The following is a 15182-nucleotide window of genomic DNA, read 5'->3' as shown; positions in this document are numbered from 1 at the left end:
CCCCCAGGAAAGTAAGCGATGTCTGTCACGCAGAGCGACCCGGTCGATCACGACATGGCGGACGAGCCGGTTTATGTGATCAGCGTCGCCGCGAAGCTGGCCGGTCTTCCGAGCTGGACTCTGCGCGTCCTCGATAAAGAAGGCGTCGTCTGTCCTCAGCGTACGGAGAAAGATCGCCGTCTGTACTCCGACCGCGACATCGCAAAGCTCGCCCGCGTACGATATCTCACGGAAGAGCGTGGAGTGAATATCAACGGAGTGAAGCTGATCCTGGAGATGGAGAACAATAGTACTGGACGGTCGGAACTCGGCAGGTTCGGCGAAGGAGAACAAAGTTGATTTACCCCTCGGCAGACACCATTGAAGATATGGTGGGCAGCCGCTATTCATTGGTTGTCATCGCCGCCAAACGTGCGAAACAGATCAAAGAAGGCGCCCCCATTTTGATCGAAACGGCTTCCACCAATCCTTTGACGATTGCATTGGAGGAAATCGCCGCGGGTAAGGTCACCGCAAGCGCCGCCGAGCTCACGCCGACGCCCAAAGCCGGCGATCCCGAAGGCCAGTTGATCCCGCAAGGCGTTGCGGACTCTGGCGCCAGCGCGAATGCAGTCGCCGCGACCGGTGAGGAAGCCGGCGCAAACGACGAAGACATCACCACAGCTTAAGGAACGATCATGGCGAAATCTGTTGGCATCGACTTGGGTACTACCAACTCGGTCGTGGCCGCGATCGACGAGTCCGGCTCCCCCATCGTTATCACCCTCGCCGAGGGCAGCCGCCTTTGCCCCTCCGTCGTCGGCCTCTCCAAGGCCGGCGAGCGTCTCGTGGGACAGCTAGCGAAACGCCAGGCGATCACCAATCCTGACCGAACGATCTCTTCCATCAAGCGGCAGATGGGCACGAAGTACCGTGTCACCATCGACGACCGCGAGTACTCGCCCGAAGAGATCTCGGCGATGATCCTTCAGAAGCTGCGCGCCGACACCGAGGTCTTCCTCGGCGACGTGATTTCCGAATGCGTCATCACGGTTCCCGCCTACTTCTCCAACGCCCAGCGCGAGGCGACCAAGGCGGCGGGGCAGATCGCCGGAATCAATATCGTCCGCATCATCAATGAGCCCACGGCGGCGGCGCTCGCTTACGGACAGGATAAGTCCGAAGAGCAGATCGTCCTCGTCTGGGACCTGGGCGGCGGCACCTTCGACGTCTCGATCCTGGAGCTCGCCGGCGGCGTCTTCGAAGTGCGCGCCACTTCCGGCGACACGCACCTGGGCGGCGACGACTGGGACGTGCGGATCATGGACTGGCTCGCCACGGAGTTCAAGAAGCAGACCGGCGTGGACCTGACCAAGGACCGCATGGCGATGCAGCGCCTCAAGGAAGCGGCGGAAAAGGCGAAAGTCGAGCTTTCCACCGTTTTCACCACGAACATCAATCTGCCGTTCATCTCCTCCACCGACGAAGGCCCCGCTCACCTGGAAATGTCGCTGACGCGCAGCCAGCTGGAAGAGCTGACCAAGGACCTGATCGAGCGCATGATCGCACCCACCGAGCAGGCCCTGGCCGACGCCAAACTGACCACGGCCGAGATCGAAAAGGTCCTGCTGGTCGGAGGCATGACGCGCATGCCGCTGGTGCAGGAAACGGTCCGCAATATGTTCGGCAAAGAGCCGCACAAGGGCATCAACCCCGATGAGATCGTCGCGCAGGGCGCCGCGATCCAGGCGGGCATCCTTGGCGGACATGTGACGGACATCGTTCTGCTCGACGTCACGCCCCTTTCGCTGGGAATCGAGACGCAGGGCGGCGTGTTCACTCGGCTGATCGAGCGCAACACCACCATCCCGACCTCACACTCGCAGCTCTTCACCACGGCGTTCGACAACCAGACGGCGGTCGACATCCACGTGCTTCAGGGCGAGCGCGACTTCGCGATCGACAACAAGACTCTCGGCAAGTTCCAGCTCTCGGGCCTTCAGCCCGCCCCGCGCGGCGTCACCAAGATCGAAGTCACCTTTGACATCGACCAGAACGGCATCGTCCACGTCTCAGCGAAGGACATCGCCTCCGGCAACATGCAGAACGTCACCATCACCGCCTCCAGCGGCCTGGGACACGACGAAGTCGAGCGCATGGTCAAAGAAGCGGAGCAGTATCGCAAGAAGGACGAAAAGCGGCGCGAGGAGCAGGAGATCCGCAACAAGGCCGATCAGCAGATCTATCAGGCGGTTCGCATCGGCAAGGACGCGCGCGGGCTGGTCGATCAGAAGCTGATCGACGACGTGAACAACGCCGCCGGCAAGCTGACAGCGGCGCTCAACAACTTCGACGGCCCTTCGGCGCGGCAGGGTCTGGAAGAACTGAACTCTTCGCTGCTCACGCTGAGCAAAGCGTTTTACGAAGCGCGCAGCCGGGGCAACGGCAATGGGAACGGCTTCGGAGCCGCCTCGGCGCCGGACTTCCCGCCGCCGGACTTCGACAACATGGAAGCGCTCGGCGGTGGCGGCGCGCCCGAAGCGGTCGAAAGCGATGTGACCATCGAAGGCGAATTCCGCGACGTTTGACGACGACGCCATTCTCGATCAGAGACGACTACGGACTCGAATAATAGACGACCACGGATAGGACTCAGCGGCAGACGGCCCCCCGTCTTTCGCTGAGTCCTTGTCCCATTCATAAAGACCTAATTTTCGGACGCATTTATCGCAATTGAACTATGTCAAACAAGCGTGACTATTATGAAGTGCTGGGCGTTGGACGCGACGCGCAGCCGGCTGAGATCCGCTCCGCTTTTCGCAAGCTGGCGGCAAAATTCCATCCCGACGTCAACCCTGGCGACAAGGACGCGGAGGAGAAGTTCAAGGAGCTGAACGAAGCTCATGAGATTCTCTCGACGCCCGAAAAGCGCCAGATGTACGATCAGTTCGGCCACGCCGGCCCGCAGGGCGGCATGGGCGGAGCCGACGGCTTCGGCGTCGGCGATATCTTCGACATGTTCTTCGGCGCGGGCGGAGGCTTCGGCGGACGCGGCGCCGCCGGCGGCGGCGAACGCGCGCGCCAGCAGGCGACTCAGGGCTCGGACCTGCGCTACGACCTGGAGATCACTCTGGAGGAAGCCGCCTTCGGCGTCCAGAAGACCCTCAAGCTGACGCGCCTGGAAAGCTGCGAAACGTGCAGCGGCAGCGGCGCGAAGCCCGGCACGACTCCCAAGGTCTGCTCGGCCTGCCAGGGATCCGGCCAGGTCCGGCACGTCCAGAACACCATTCTCGGCTCGTTCGCCACGGTGGCGCCTTGCGCCAACTGCCGGGGCGAAGGCCGCATCATCAGCGATCCCTGCGGCACGTGCCGGGGCCAGGGCCGCACGCGCCAGACCAAGGAGCATACGATCCAAGTCCCGGGCGGCGTGGACACGGGCACGCGCCTGGTGGATCAGGGCGCCGGCGACGCCGGCCTGCGCGGCGGACAGCCGGGCGACCTTTACGTGGTCGTTTACCTGCGGCCGCACGCCGACTTCAAGCGCAGCGGCAACGATGTCCTGCACGACACCAGCATCTCCTACGCGCAGGCGGCGCTCGGCGCGCAGATCGAAGTCCCGATCCTGGGCGGTACGGAGAAGCTGACGATTCCCGCCGGCACGCAGCCGGGCGCGACATTCCGCTTCCGGGGCAAGGGATTCCCAGACCTCAACACCCGCAGCCACGACCGGGGCGATGAGATCGTCCAGGTCAAGGTCGCCGTTCCGACAAAGCTCAACGACGAGCAGAAGCGACTGCTGCGCGAGTTCGCGACGGCGTCGGGCGAAAAGGCGCCGCCGGACGATCCAGGTTTCTTTGACAGCGTTAAGAAAGCATTCACGCACAAATGAGTACGATGCGGTGGGCCGAGATCAGTGTGGAGGCCGGAGCGGACGCAACAGACGCCGTCGGCAATTGTTTCAATGAGGTGGGGTGCGGCGGCTTCGTCGTTCAGGATACGCACATCCCCCCGCAAGTCGTGGGCTACCTGCCCGTGGATGACCGGATCGAAGACCGTTTGTCCACGCTGACCGCGTCGCTGGAGGCGCTGGCCTCCTTCGGCGTCGAGAACGCCGGCACGGAGATCACGATCAAGTACGTCCAGGAAGATGACTGGGCGAACGCCTGGAAGGCGTACTTCAAGCCGATCCCGATCGGCCGCCGCCTCATCGTGACGCCTCCCTGGGAAGACCCCGATCTCTCCGATGGACGCATCCCGATCGTGGTTGACCCCGGCATGGCCTTCGGCACCGGAAGCCACCCGACCACGCAGCTTTGTCTCGCCGCCCTGGAAGATTACGTTCAGCCCGGCGCCACGGTCGCGGATATCGGCACGGGCTCCGGCATCCTCGCCATCGCCGCCTCCAAGCTGGGCGCGGGCTCCGTGGCGGCGAACGACATCGATTCGCTGGCGGTGAAGATCGCCGCCGAGAACGCCGCCGTGAACGGCGCCGCCATCGAATTCGGCGTTGAGCTGCCGAGTGGGCAGTACGATCTCGTGGTGGCGAATATCCTCGCGGACGTCATTATCGGTCTGAGCGAAGAGATCGCCGAGCGCGTGAAGCCCGAAGGCGTGTTTATCGCGTCGGGGATCATCGACACTCGCGAGACGGATGTGCGTATGGCGGTCGAAACCGAAGGCTTCTCCCCGCTCGAAACGCGCCGGCAAGGCGACTGGGTCGCACTCATCTTCCGCCGCAGCACGGTTTAATCCAGTGACACGCTTCTTTATCTCGCCCGACCAGATCGCCGGCGGCATGGTGACGCTCGGCGCTGACGACGCCCACCATCTGAAAGTCGTCCTGCACGCGAACCCCGGCGATCTGATCGCCGTACTGGACGGCTTTGGCTCTGAGTTCGTCGCCAAACTCGACGAAGTCGGCAAGTCGCGCGCGACCGCTCGAATCACCACAATCATAAAGCTCGACACAGAGGCGCACACCCGCGTCACGGTCGCGCAGGCGCTCCCCAAAGTCGCCGACAAGATGGAGCAAGTCCTCCAGCGCGGCACGGAAGCCGGCGCGCACGCCTTTTGGGCCTACGAAAGCGCGCGCAGCCTCACCCATCTGACCGGCGAGCGCCACACCAAACGCCTCACCCGCTGGAACGAGATCGTCAAGACCGCCGCCGAGCAGTCTCACCGCGCCCTGCTTCCCAAAGTCCGCGCCGATCAGACATTCAGCCAGATCCTCGCGACGGCCGACCAGTTCGACCTCGCGCTGCTCGCCTACGAAGGCGAGCTCAAGACAACATTAAAGTGGGCGCTGGAATCTCAGCCGCAGCCGCCGCAAAACATTCTCATCGTAATCGGCCCCGAAGGCGGCTTCACCGACGCCGAAGCGCGCGAAGCGGCCAAGGCCAAACTGCAAAGCGTTTCTTTGGGAAAGCGAATACTGCGTACGGAGACGGCCGCGCTGATCATGATCGCGCAGCTGCTGTATGCGCTGGAGTAGGAGAGGCCCTCATCCCCTGCCCCTTCTCCCAATTCTGGGAGAAGGGGAGTCAGAGTTTTTGGTGTTTAAGATTTCGGATCAAAATCTTAATCTTAAAGTCTTTGTCTTTATCTGACTCCCCCTCTCCCAGAATTGGGAGAGGGACTGGGGGGTGAGGGCCTCCGCCAACATTTATGTTTGTCGACATCCACAACCACATCCTGCCCGGTATCGACGACGGCGCTCCTACCCTCCCCTACGCGCTCGATATGGCGCGAGTCGCCGTGGCCGATGGAACCGACACCATGGTCGCCACCCCGCACCGCGCCTGGAGCAGCCGTAAGAACGCTCCGCCGGAGTGGGTGCGCGAGAATGTCGAAGAGTTGCAGTTCGCGCTGGATTACGCGCAGATCCCGCTGAGGATCGTGGCCGCCACGGAGCTTCAAGTCGGCCCGGCGCTCGCGCGCGACCTCACCGAAGGAACCGTGCTGACCATCGGCGGCGGCGAGTGGGCGCTGATCGAGCTGCCCTTCGACCGGCTGCCGCACGACGCCCTGGACCATCTCAAATCCGTGCTCGACATTGGCGTGAAGATCGTCATCGCCCACCCCGAACGCAACGCCGATATCCAGCGCCACCTCGCGTTCGTCGACGCCTGCGCCGACCTCGGGACCTACTTCCAGCTCAACACCGGCAGCATTCTTGGCCGCTTCGGCTCCAGCGCCCGTAAAGCGGCCGAAGCCATCCTCGCCCGCGCCCATGAACTGCCGCTCATCATCGCCTCCGACAGCCACAACCTCGACCACCGTCCCCCCAACCTCATGCGCGAAGCCCACGCCATCGCCGCCCGCATCGCCGGCGCCGAAGCCGCCGACGCCATGGTCAACACACGCCCGCGCTCGCTGCTTCCGAAGGTTTAGCCATTCCACCTAATGACGGTCGATTTTCGGAATCGCTCCAATTTGAAAATCGTCTCGATAAATAATGAGCCCCGCAAATTCCGTCTTCACCATTTCGACATCATAGCCGTGTGTTTGCAAAATGCCAGCGATTTCCCACATCTTGGCAATATGCATTGTCGCGGAAGCTCGATACCAGTAGACTGCTTGCACGTTCTCCTGGTGCAAATTTGGGAGGGGCAAATGTGTGTTAAACCACTTAAGCAATTCTTCCAGTCGCTCCCACTCATAAATACTGAGTTCTCCATATTCTTGTAAATGAGAGGAGGCTGCAAAAAGCCCTACATGGAATTTTGCTTTATCGATCTTTTGATGGACAACAAATCTCAAGAACATCAGACTAAAAGCTTCTCTACGGCAGAAGGTCAGTAACCAATATTGTTGCTGCTGGCGACGCCAGCGGAGCAACTTCTTCCTCGCCCACCAAAATCGCAACCTGCTGATATCCCATCTCGCCTGCTGGGCTTCGATAGATCTCCAGTTGGTTGTCAATCAGATTGATGATCCAGTAATCACTGATCCCGGCCGACGCATACAAAGCGGCTTTTCTCCCCCGATCAAACGCCAGCGTAGTCTCCGAAACTTCGATCAAAAGCCGAACATCGGGGGGATTGGGATGACGTTGAGCATAATCGCGCACTCTGCCGGTGACGATCAAAAGATCGGGCTCTGGCTCGGAAAACGAAGAGAGCCTTAGAGGCGATTGCACGCGCAAAACAAATCCTTCGCCGAAAGCAGTTCGTAAGGCTTCGGACGCCAATGTCACGGCCGTCACATGCGGCGCTCCGATCGGACTCATATGCTCGATAACCTCACCGTCGATTAATTCCAGATGCGTGTCCGCGTCAAGCACTCCTGCCCGCGCCACGCCGTAATACTCATCCACCGACCAGCGATGCGCACGGACTCCGCCTTCCGGCGGATGGTCCCACGCCGTCACCGATGCTGTTGTCAGGATAGTCATCAGAGCGCCTCCTTTCTCCACTATAGCACAGGATTCCGCTTGGTAAAAAACCCGGTATCTTTTTCAGTAAAGATTTTCCAATACCCCTAAAGATCCCCGTAGAACTACCGACAATGAAAGCATGGACAACACTACCATCAATCTCTTGTCGAACGCGCTGGACTTCGGATCGGCGCGCATGCAGGCTCTCTCCAACAACCTCAGCAATGTCAATACGCCAGGCTACAAGCGTAAGGACGCGTCGTTCGATTCGGTGCTGGCGGCGGCGCGCGGCGAGAACCAGGACGACACGCTGACGATGCGAGTGACGGATAACCGGGATATCGCGCTGCCGGATGACGGCGCTCCCAAGGCGAATCCGGCGATCATCACCACCGGCGGCGGCGCGATGCGCCCCGACGGAAACAATGTGGACATCGATTCCGAATCCACGCGGATGGCGGCGGCGCAGATCTATTACCAGGGGGCCGCGCAGCTGGTCTCCGGACAGTTTTCAGCTTTGAAATATGTGATTGGCGGAGGAAAATAATCAATGGGTTTCATGGATTCACTTTCGATTAGCGGCTCGGGCATGACGGCGGAGCGGCTGCGGATGGATGTCATCGCCGACAACCTCGCCAACGTCAACACGACACGCACTCCCAACGGCTCGCCGTATCGCCGCCAGCAAGTGCTGTTTTCTTCGGGAACGAACTCGTTTCAGGATACGCTCGCGGGCTTCAGCGGCGGCGGAGACGGGACGCCCGCGACGACGAAGGGCGTGCAGGTGCAGGCGATCATTCCCGACCAGAGCCCGTTCAAACGAGTCTACCAGCCCGGCCATCCGGACGCCGACGCGCAGGGCTATGTCAACATGCCGAACGTCGACACCGTCACCGAAATGGTCGATATGATGAGCGCTTCACGCGCTTATGAAGCCAATGTCACCGCCGTGCAGTCGATCAAGGGAATGGCGGAAAAGGCCATCGATATCGGCCGCGCGTAAGCCCAATTTAACCCCGTGACGCGTGCGCTTTCGCACGTCTTCCCCATCAAGACGGCCGTGTCACACGGCCGTCTTGTTTCACTTTATCCACAAAAATTACCGTGTGAAACCGCGTGCTGTTCATGGAAGAATCCCCATGTCGCGGAAAACAGGTAAGTTTACCGCCTAAAGATTTTGCCCGACCGCTTTACACTTTTTTGAGATTTCAGGAGACCTAAGAAATGATGAACTTGTTTTCGCCCATTGCGGCTTCCGGTACGATATCGCCCGCCGGCCTCGGACAAGCCGCCGCCTCGCTGATGGGCGGCGCCGGCGATCCCAACGCTCTGACTCCCTCGTTCAGCCAGACCCTGGTTTCGGCGATGAACAGCGTCAACACAGCCCAGAACCACGCTGGCGCGTTGGCTCAGGACTTCGCGGTGGGAAAGACCAGCGATATTCACGGCGTGATGATCGCCTCCGAACAAGCCACCGTCGCCCTCCAGATGACGACTCAGATCCGCAACAAAGTCGTCGAAGCGTACCAGGAAGTCATGCGGATGTCGATGTAATCGACCTCGTTCGCACAGACGTTTCGTATCGTTTCGATTTACCGGGAGAGGTGAGTTTCTTTGGGATCGTTTAATAATATTCTGGATTCGCTGCGTAACTGGTGGCAAACGGCAAGTCCCGTCACACGCGCCTCCGCCACGGGAATGGGGCTTCTCATTCTCGCCGGGATGGTGTTCGCCGTCAGCCTCGCCACGTCGCCGGACTATAAGACCATTTATAGCGGCGTCGCCGGCAAGGACGCTTCTTCGATCCAATCGACACTGACCGAACACGGCATTCAGATGAAGTACAACGCCGGGGATAACACCATCAGCGTTCCGTCGAAAGACGCCAGCAACGCCATGATGTATATCGAATCGGCGGATATTCTGGACAAGAACGCTAAGATCGTCGGCATGGAATCCCTCGACAAGATCACGATGGGCACCAGCAGCGCCGTGGAGCGCCTCCGCTTGCAGACGGCGCAGGAAGGCGAGCTGGATCGGACGCTCATGCGGATCGACGGCGTCGCGATGGCCGACGTTCATATCGCCGCCGGAAGCAACGCTTCGCTCTTCGGAAACGACACTCCCCCCACCGCCAGCGTCATGCTGACGCTGAAGCCTGGACAAACGATGTCGCCCGGGCAGATCAAAGGCGTCGCCGGTCTCGTCGCCGCCTCCATCAGCGGCATGACGGACAAGCAAGTCAAGATCTCCGACCAAACGGGAAATCAACTCTGGGGCTCCGACGGTCTGGGGACCGATGCGCTTGGAGACGGTCAGCCGCTCAACCAGAGCGCGAAGTACGCCGAGATGGTCCGCCAGCAGATCCAGCAGCGCCTGGATGAGACGCTGGGCGTCAACCGATCCAAGGTCAACGTCATCGCCGATCTGGACTTCGATCAGACACAAACCCATACGATCGAGCACAATCTGCCGGTCGGAATGAAAACCCCGATGCCCGTGAGCGTTCAGGAAAGCAACGAAAGCTACAGCGGCGCCGGCGCGCCGCAATCCGGCGGCGTCGCCGGATCCGGAAGCAATCTGAGCACCCCGAGCTACGGCGCCGGCGGAACCCAATCCGGCAACTACAAGAACTCCAAGACGTTGACGAATTACGATCCCGGCACTTCCGACACCGTCACCCAAAAGGCGCCGGGAAGCGTCCGCGCCCTGTCGGTGGCCGCGCTGATCGACAGCAAGATTTCTCCCGCCGATGTCGCCAACCTCAAGACATGGATGGCCGGGGCGATCGGAGCGGCTCCCGGAGTCGCCAACCGGGTCGTCACCGTCAGCCAGATCCCGTTCGACACCAGCGCCCAGCAGGCGCAGGACGCTCAGGTGAAGGCCATCATGGCCGAGCAGATGTGGACCAATATCGCCAAGGCCCTGGGCGCCTGTGTCTTCGGATGCGTCCTGCTCTATATCCTGGCGAAGTCCAGCCAGCGCAGCGGCGCCGGCGAACCGCGCCTGGCGATGGTCGGCGGCGGCGGGCACATTGGCATGCTCGAAGACACCCCCGAAGCCGATTTAGACGCGCTGCTCGAAGAGCGCCCGCTGCGCGTCGAAGACGTGCTGGCCGAGATGCCCGAGGTCTCGCCGCGCCGGCAAAAGCGCCGCATGAACGCGCCCAGCATCGAGGAGCATCAGGACCTCAAGATGGAGAGCATCCAGGACATGGTCAACAGCAACAGCGAATCCGTCGCCCTGCTGCTCAAGGGATGGATGTCCGAAGATACCCCGGCGACCCGATAACCACGCGCTTCGCAATTCATCGTTCGGCGGCGTCGCCGCCGATTTTCCGAGGAACTCAATTCGATGGCCATACGACCGCAACCACTCAATAACCGACAAAAAGCCGCGATCCTGCTGGTTGCCCTGGGACCGGAATCCGCCAGCCAGATCTATCAATACCTGACCCCGGACGAGATCGAAAACTTGACGGTTGAGATCGCCCGCATGGGCAAAGTCACCGCCGATATTCGTGAAACCATTATTGAGGAGTTCCATGAGCTGTGCGTCGCGCAGGAGTTTATCGCCGAAGGCGGCATCGACGCCGCCCGCGAAATGCTGATCACGGCGTTCGGCGCCGAGCGCGCCGGAGCGATCGTCGACCGCGTGCTGCAAGCCCTGCAAGTCATGCCGTTCGACTTCCTGAAGAAGGCCGACGCCTCACAGATCGCGACGTTTATCCAGAACGAGCACCCGCAGACGATCGCTCTGATCATGGCGTACCTTCAGCCCAGCCAGGCGGCCGCCATTCTGTCCGGATTGCCGCAGGACCTGCGCGCCGAAGTCGCCCGCCGCATCGCCACGCTCGACAAAACTCCGCCGGAAGTCATTCGCGAGGTGGAAAGCGTGCTCCAGCGCAAACTCTCCTCCGTCGTCTCCACGGACTTCTCACACGCCGGCGGCGTCAAATCGCTGGTGGACGTGCTCAACTGGGTCGATCGCTCCACAGAGAAGACGATCCTCGAATCGCTTGCCGAAAGCAACCCGGAGATCGCCGAGGAAGTCAAGAAGCTGATGTTCGTGTTCGAGGACATCATTCTGCTCGACGACCGAGCGATCCAGCAGGTGCTCAAGGAAGTGGACACCAAGGAGCTGGCCGTGGCGCTCAAGGGGGTCGGCGAAAACACGCAGGCGCGCATCTACAAGAACATGTCCGAGCGCGCCGCCGCGATGATGAAGGAAGAGATGGAGTTCATGGGACCGGTGCGTCTGCGCGCGGTGGAAGAATCGCAGCAGCGGATCGTCAACATTATCCGCAAACTGGAGGAAGCCGGAGAGATTATCGTCGCCCGCGGCGGCGGCGAGGAGATGATTGCTTAATATGGCCTCCGTCACTTCATTCATGGACTTGCTTCAGCCGCTGACGCCCGCCGAGCCCAAGCCCGCGCGCGGCGCGCAGGCCCCCGTGGAGCCGGCGCCCGATATCAGCGCCATGCTGGAGAACGCCCGCGCCGAAGCGAACAAAATCGTCGCCGACGCCCGCCGGGCCGCCGAGGAGATCCGCGAGGACGCCCGCGCCCAGGCGGAAGCGATGCGGGAAGCGGCGTGGCAAGAAGGGCGTCACTCCGGTGAGGAAGCCGCGCGCGCCGAGATCGGCGAGGAGCTGCGCGGAGAATGGATCTCCTACCGAGAAGGGCTGCGCGAGGATTTCCAGGCGATTGCCGACGAGATCGTCGAGGGCCGCCGGCAGCTTTGGGAGCGCCAGGAAACGGAGATGCTGGAGCTTGTCCTGACCATCGCCCGCCAGGTGATCAAGACGGAAGTCAAGGAAAATCCCGATGTCGTGATGTCGATCATTCGAAACGCCCTGCGGCGCGTCGTGGACAAGGAAAACGTGCGGATCCGCGTCGCGATGTCGGACTCCGCGCGAGTGCGCGGCGCCAAGGACGATATCATGAGTATCGTGGACGGTCTGCGCCACCTGGAGATTATCGACGACCGGCGCGTCGGCGAAGGCGGCTGTGTCATTGAGACAAACGCCGGCACCATCGACGCCAAGATCGAGACCCAGCTTGCGGAAGTCGAGCGCACGATCATTCAAAGCGAAGAGCTGGAGACCGAATAACCCATGGCGAGCCAACTGACAGTTCCTGCGGACGCACCGCCGGAGATCGATCTGGGCAAGTATCAGTCGATGGTCAGCCGTCTGGACACCGTGCGCGCCAACGGATTGGTCAGCCAGGTCATCGGCCTGGTCGTCGAGAGCATCGGTCCCACCGTTCAGGTCGGCGAGATCTGCGAGATCCGCCACGGCGGCCGCAACGCTCCGGTCATCAAGGCGGAAGTGGTCGGATTCAAATCCAACCGCGTCCTACTGATGCCGCTCGGCGAGATGGCGGGGATCAAGCCTGGCTCGGAAGTCGTCGCGACAGGGCATACGCAGCACACGATCGTCGGCGACCATCTGCTGGGACGCATTCTGGACGGTCTGGGCGAACCGGCCGACGGCAAGGGCAGCCTGTCGACGCATGGCTCGCGCCACTACCCGATCAACGCCGCGCCGCCGAACGCGCTCACCCGAAAACGCATCACCGAGCCGATCCAGCTCGGCATCCGCGCGATCGACGGCCTTTTGACACTGGGCAAGGGCCAGCGTATGGGCATCTTCGCCGGCTCGGGCGTCGGCAAGAGCACGGTGCTGGGCATGATCGCCCGCAACACCACGGCCGATATTAATGTGATCTGCCTGGTTGGAGAGCGCGGCCGTGAAGTGCGCGAGTTCGTGGAAAGCGACCTCGGCCCGGAAGGACTTAGCCGATCCGTGCTGGTCATTGCGACCTCCGATCAGCCGCCGCTGGTCCGTCTGAAGGCGCCGTTCATCGCGACCACGATCGCCGAGTATTTCCGGGACCGGGGCAAGGACGTCATGCTGATGATGGATTCGGTCACCCGCTTCGCGATGGCGCAGCGCGAGGTCGGCCTCGCGGTCGGCGAGCCGCCGGCCACGCGCGGCTATACGCCAAGCGTCTTCGCGATCCTGCCCAAACTCCTGGAGCGCGCCGGCGCCAGCGACAAGGGCACGATCACCGCGCTTTATACGGTGCTGGTGGAAGGCGACGACGAGAACGAGCCGATCGCCGATACCGTGCGCGGAATTCTGGACGGCCATATCTGGCTTTCGCGCGATTTGGCGGCGCGCAACCACTATCCGGCGATCGAGGTCTCCCGCAGCGTCTCCCGCGTCATGCCGCAGGTGACCGATCCCGAGCAGCGCAAAGCCGCCGGCCAGCTGCGCGAGATGATGTCCACCTACCGAGAAGCGGAGGATTTGATCAATATCGGCGCCTACGCCGAAGGCAGCAACCCACGGATCGACGCGTCCCGACGAATGATCGAGCCGATCCGCGCATTCCTGCGACAGGGCGTCCACGAGAAAAACTCGTTCGACGAAACCGTCGCGGCACTTGAAGGAATGTTCGAGAATGAAGAACTTTAGGTTCCGTCTTCAAACCGTCTTAGAGCAGCGCGAGCGTCAGGAAAAGGCGGCGCAGCAGAGTTTCGCCGAAGCGGATATGGCTTACCGACGGGCCGACGCCCTGCTGGATGAACTGCGCGAGATCCGCGCGGCGATCCTGGAGGAGCTGTGCGCGCGGCGCGACGCGGCCTTCGATCCCGCCGAAACCCGAATGTATCAAGAGTACCTTCAAACGGTCACCACCAATATCCGGGGTCAAGAGGCCCACGTCCGCGATCTGGTCGTGGCGCGCGAGGCGTTCAAGCTCAACATGATCGACGCCGCTCAAAACCGGCAGGCTCTGGACAAGGTCAAGGACAAAGCCAAAACGGCGCACGCCCAGCAGGCCGAGCGCAAAATGCAGCTGGAGCTCGACGAGCTGGTGAGCTCGCGCTTCACGCATCGACGAACGCAGGAGTAAGATATCATGCCGGACGACATCAGCAGCATCCAAAGCCGTATTTCCGAAATTCAGCAGCGCATCGAAGCTCTCAGCCCCGGCGCCCCGGCGGCCACGCCCCCCGCGCCCGGCCAGCAGAGCTTCGCCACGACCTTGCAGCAGGCGCAGCAGCCCACGCCGGTCCAGGGCGGCCTCCCGGTAACATCCGAAGCCGCCGCGCTTCCATCCTCGATCCCGACGGGCGGCGACATCCCGATCTCCCTTCCCGGCCTCGCCGTGCGCGCTCGCGTTCCCGCCGCGTCTCTCGGCCCGCTGCCCTCCGCGCCGCTCACGCCGACCACGGACCAGATCATCCCGGCCGCGACGCAGCACAGCGCCTCCAACTATGATGACTTGATCCAGAAATACGCCGCCAAAAACGGCCTGGATCCCTCGCTCGTCCGCGCCGTGATCCACACGGAATCCGGCGGCGACCCCAAAGCCGTCTCCCGCGCCGGCGCCATGGGCCTGATGCAGTTGATGCCCGCAAACGTCCGCGAAGCCGGCATCGACGACGCCTTTGATCCCGAGCAGAATATCGCGGCTGGAACCCAGCAGCTCGCCGGCCTCATGAAACAATACGGCGGCGACTTGGATCTCACCCTCGCCGGATACAACGCCGGCCCCGGCAACGTGCGAAAATACGGCGGCGTCCCGCCGTTTTCGGAGACGCAGAATTACATTCGCAAGGTGAAGGCGGCGATGGAGCGGTAAGGAGGGAACCCTCACCCGGGTGAGCTACCCCCGCGTTTCGCGTTCTCCCTGGCAAACCCACCCCCGGCCTACGGCCGACCCCTCCCTCGGGCGGGAAGGGTTGGTAAGATAGCCTTTTACGGAAGCGTCCCGCGATAACACACTCTGAAATAACCCTTCCCGCCCGAGGGAGG

Annotated in this window: 18 protein-coding genes; 16 read left to right on the top strand and 2 right to left on the bottom strand. The window is 61.9% G+C overall.

Annotation, left to right across the window (positions count from 1 at the left end; genetic code table 11):
* Positions 1 to 18: 18 nt before the first annotated feature.
* The 7 genes from D5261_RS15120 to D5261_RS15090 all read left to right on the top strand — a co-directional run bounded on the left by D5261_RS15120 (position 19) and on the right by D5261_RS15090 (position 6369).
* Complete coding sequence (locus tag D5261_RS15120) at positions 19 to 339, top strand: MerR family transcriptional regulator (RefSeq protein ID WP_119320492.1); 321 nt, start codon at positions 19 to 21, stop codon at positions 337 to 339.
* Positions 336 to 668, top strand: coding sequence for a DNA-directed RNA polymerase subunit omega (gene rpoZ / locus D5261_RS15115; RefSeq protein ID WP_119320493.1), 333 nt, complete (start codon positions 336 to 338; stop codon positions 666 to 668). Before D5261_RS15120 ends, rpoZ begins: the two co-directional genes overlap by 4 nt.
* A gap of 9 nt (positions 669 to 677) precedes the next feature.
* On the top strand, positions 678 to 2567 hold the full coding sequence (gene dnaK, locus D5261_RS15110) for a molecular chaperone DnaK (protein WP_119320494.1): 1890 nt from the start codon (positions 678 to 680) through the stop codon (positions 2565 to 2567).
* 152 nt (positions 2568 to 2719) lie between these two features.
* Entirely contained in the window at positions 2720 to 3868 is a 1149-nt protein-coding gene (dnaJ, locus tag D5261_RS15105; RefSeq protein ID WP_119320495.1) for a molecular chaperone DnaJ, read from the top strand.
* Positions 3865 to 4728 carry a 50S ribosomal protein L11 methyltransferase gene (gene prmA, locus D5261_RS15100; RefSeq protein WP_119320496.1) on the top strand — a complete coding sequence of 288 codons (864 nt, stop codon included), beginning with the start codon at positions 3865 to 3867 and terminating at the stop codon, positions 4726 to 4728. The genes dnaJ and prmA overlap by 4 nt, the downstream gene beginning before the upstream one ends.
* Positions 4729 to 4732: 4 nt before the next feature.
* A complete protein-coding gene (locus D5261_RS15095) occupies positions 4733 to 5470 on the top strand; it encodes an RsmE family RNA methyltransferase (RefSeq protein ID WP_165864050.1) in 738 nt (245 codons plus the stop codon).
* Between the two features lie 173 nt (positions 5471 to 5643).
* Positions 5644 to 6369, top strand: coding sequence for a tyrosine-protein phosphatase (locus D5261_RS15090; protein WP_119320498.1), 726 nt, complete (start codon positions 5644 to 5646; stop codon positions 6367 to 6369).
* Between the two features lie 9 nt (positions 6370 to 6378).
* On the opposite strand, the gene D5261_RS15085 is transcribed toward D5261_RS15090, so the two are convergent.
* The gene (locus tag D5261_RS15085) at positions 6379 to 6744 is read right to left on the bottom strand and encodes a hypothetical protein (RefSeq protein WP_119320499.1); all 366 of its coding nucleotides are present in this window, start codon (positions 6742 to 6744) and stop codon (positions 6379 to 6381) included.
* A 16-nt stretch (positions 6745 to 6760) separates the two neighbouring features.
* Entirely contained in the window at positions 6761 to 7372 is a 612-nt protein-coding gene (locus tag D5261_RS15080) for a Uma2 family endonuclease (protein ID WP_119320500.1), read from the bottom strand.
* Between the two features lie 121 nt (positions 7373 to 7493).
* On the opposite strand from D5261_RS15080, the gene flgB reads away from it, so the two are divergent.
* The 9 genes from flgB to D5261_RS15035 all read left to right on the top strand — a co-directional run bounded on the left by flgB (position 7494) and on the right by D5261_RS15035 (position 15009).
* A complete protein-coding gene (gene flgB / locus D5261_RS15075) occupies positions 7494 to 7901 on the top strand; it encodes a flagellar basal body rod protein FlgB (RefSeq protein WP_119320501.1) in 408 nt (135 codons plus the stop codon).
* A 3-nt stretch (positions 7902 to 7904) separates the two neighbouring features.
* Positions 7905 to 8357, top strand: a complete 453-nt coding sequence (flgC, locus tag D5261_RS15070) for a flagellar basal body rod protein FlgC (protein WP_119320502.1) — start codon at positions 7905 to 7907, stop codon at positions 8355 to 8357.
* A gap of 221 nt (positions 8358 to 8578) precedes the next feature.
* On the top strand, positions 8579 to 8908 hold the full coding sequence (gene fliE / locus D5261_RS15065; RefSeq protein WP_119320503.1) for a flagellar hook-basal body complex protein FliE: 330 nt from the start codon (positions 8579 to 8581) through the stop codon (positions 8906 to 8908).
* Positions 8909 to 8968: 60 nt separating this feature from the next.
* Positions 8969 to 10645: a flagellar basal-body MS-ring/collar protein FliF gene (gene fliF / locus D5261_RS15060; RefSeq protein ID WP_119320504.1), complete on the top strand. Its 1677-nt coding sequence runs from the start codon at positions 8969 to 8971 to the stop codon at positions 10643 to 10645.
* A gap of 63 nt (positions 10646 to 10708) precedes the next feature.
* Complete coding sequence (gene fliG / locus D5261_RS15055; RefSeq protein ID WP_119320505.1) at positions 10709 to 11722, top strand: flagellar motor switch protein FliG; 1014 nt, start codon at positions 10709 to 10711, stop codon at positions 11720 to 11722.
* Position 11723: 1 nt separating this feature from the next.
* The gene (locus tag D5261_RS15050) at positions 11724 to 12467 is read left to right on the top strand and encodes a FliH/SctL family protein (protein ID WP_119320506.1); all 744 of its coding nucleotides are present in this window, start codon (positions 11724 to 11726) and stop codon (positions 12465 to 12467) included.
* A gap of 3 nt (positions 12468 to 12470) precedes the next feature.
* Entirely contained in the window at positions 12471 to 13838 is a 1368-nt protein-coding gene (fliI, locus tag D5261_RS15045; protein WP_119320507.1) for a flagellar protein export ATPase FliI, read from the top strand.
* Positions 13825 to 14277 (top strand): flagellar export protein FliJ, encoded by a 453-nt coding sequence (gene fliJ / locus D5261_RS15040; RefSeq protein ID WP_119320508.1) that lies wholly within the window; start codon positions 13825 to 13827, stop codon positions 14275 to 14277. Before fliI ends, fliJ begins: the two co-directional genes overlap by 14 nt.
* A gap of 6 nt (positions 14278 to 14283) precedes the next feature.
* A complete protein-coding gene (locus D5261_RS15035) occupies positions 14284 to 15009 on the top strand; it encodes a lytic transglycosylase domain-containing protein (RefSeq protein ID WP_119320509.1) in 726 nt (241 codons plus the stop codon).
* Positions 15010 to 15182 lie beyond the last annotated feature (173 nt).

Origin of the sequence: Capsulimonas corticalis (genome assembly GCF_003574315.2) — a bacterium.
Taxonomy (GTDB): Bacteria; Armatimonadota; Armatimonadia; order Armatimonadales; family Capsulimonadaceae; genus Capsulimonas; species Capsulimonas corticalis.
This window is presented reverse-complemented; position numbering and strand designations above follow the sequence as displayed.

Bases quoted from the DNA above. Each gene is read 5' to 3' on its own strand.
- flgB (WP_119320501.1), top strand. From the start codon at position 7,494: ATGGACAACACTACCATCAATCTCTTGTCGAACGCGCTGGACTTCGGA.
- D5261_RS15035 (WP_119320509.1), top strand. From the start codon at position 14,284: ATGCCGGACGACATCAGCAGCATCCAAAGCCGTATTTCCGAAATTCAG.
- D5261_RS15090 (WP_119320498.1), top strand. From the start codon at position 5,644: ATGTTTGTCGACATCCACAACCACATCCTGCCCGGTATCGACGACGGC.
- D5261_RS15050 (WP_119320506.1), top strand. From the start codon at position 11,724: ATGGCCTCCGTCACTTCATTCATGGACTTGCTTCAGCCGCTGACGCCC.
- fliI (WP_119320507.1), top strand. From the start codon at position 12,471: ATGGCGAGCCAACTGACAGTTCCTGCGGACGCACCGCCGGAGATCGAT.
- dnaJ (WP_119320495.1), top strand. From the start codon at position 2,720: ATGTCAAACAAGCGTGACTATTATGAAGTGCTGGGCGTTGGACGCGAC.
- fliE (WP_119320503.1), top strand. From the start codon at position 8,579: ATGATGAACTTGTTTTCGCCCATTGCGGCTTCCGGTACGATATCGCCC.
- D5261_RS15080 (WP_119320500.1), bottom strand. From the start codon at position 7,372: ATGACTATCCTGACAACAGCATCGGTGACGGCGTGGGACCATCCGCCG.
- D5261_RS15085 (WP_119320499.1), bottom strand. From the start codon at position 6,744: ATGTTCTTGAGATTTGTTGTCCATCAAAAGATCGATAAAGCAAAATTC.
- D5261_RS15120 (WP_119320492.1), top strand. From the start codon at position 19: ATGTCTGTCACGCAGAGCGACCCGGTCGATCACGACATGGCGGACGAG.
- flgC (WP_119320502.1), top strand. From the start codon at position 7,905: ATGGGTTTCATGGATTCACTTTCGATTAGCGGCTCGGGCATGACGGCG.
- dnaK (WP_119320494.1), top strand. From the start codon at position 678: ATGGCGAAATCTGTTGGCATCGACTTGGGTACTACCAACTCGGTCGTG.
- fliG (WP_119320505.1), top strand. From the start codon at position 10,709: ATGGCCATACGACCGCAACCACTCAATAACCGACAAAAAGCCGCGATC.
- fliJ (WP_119320508.1), top strand. From the start codon at position 13,825: ATGAAGAACTTTAGGTTCCGTCTTCAAACCGTCTTAGAGCAGCGCGAG.
- prmA (WP_119320496.1), top strand. From the start codon at position 3,865: ATGAGTACGATGCGGTGGGCCGAGATCAGTGTGGAGGCCGGAGCGGAC.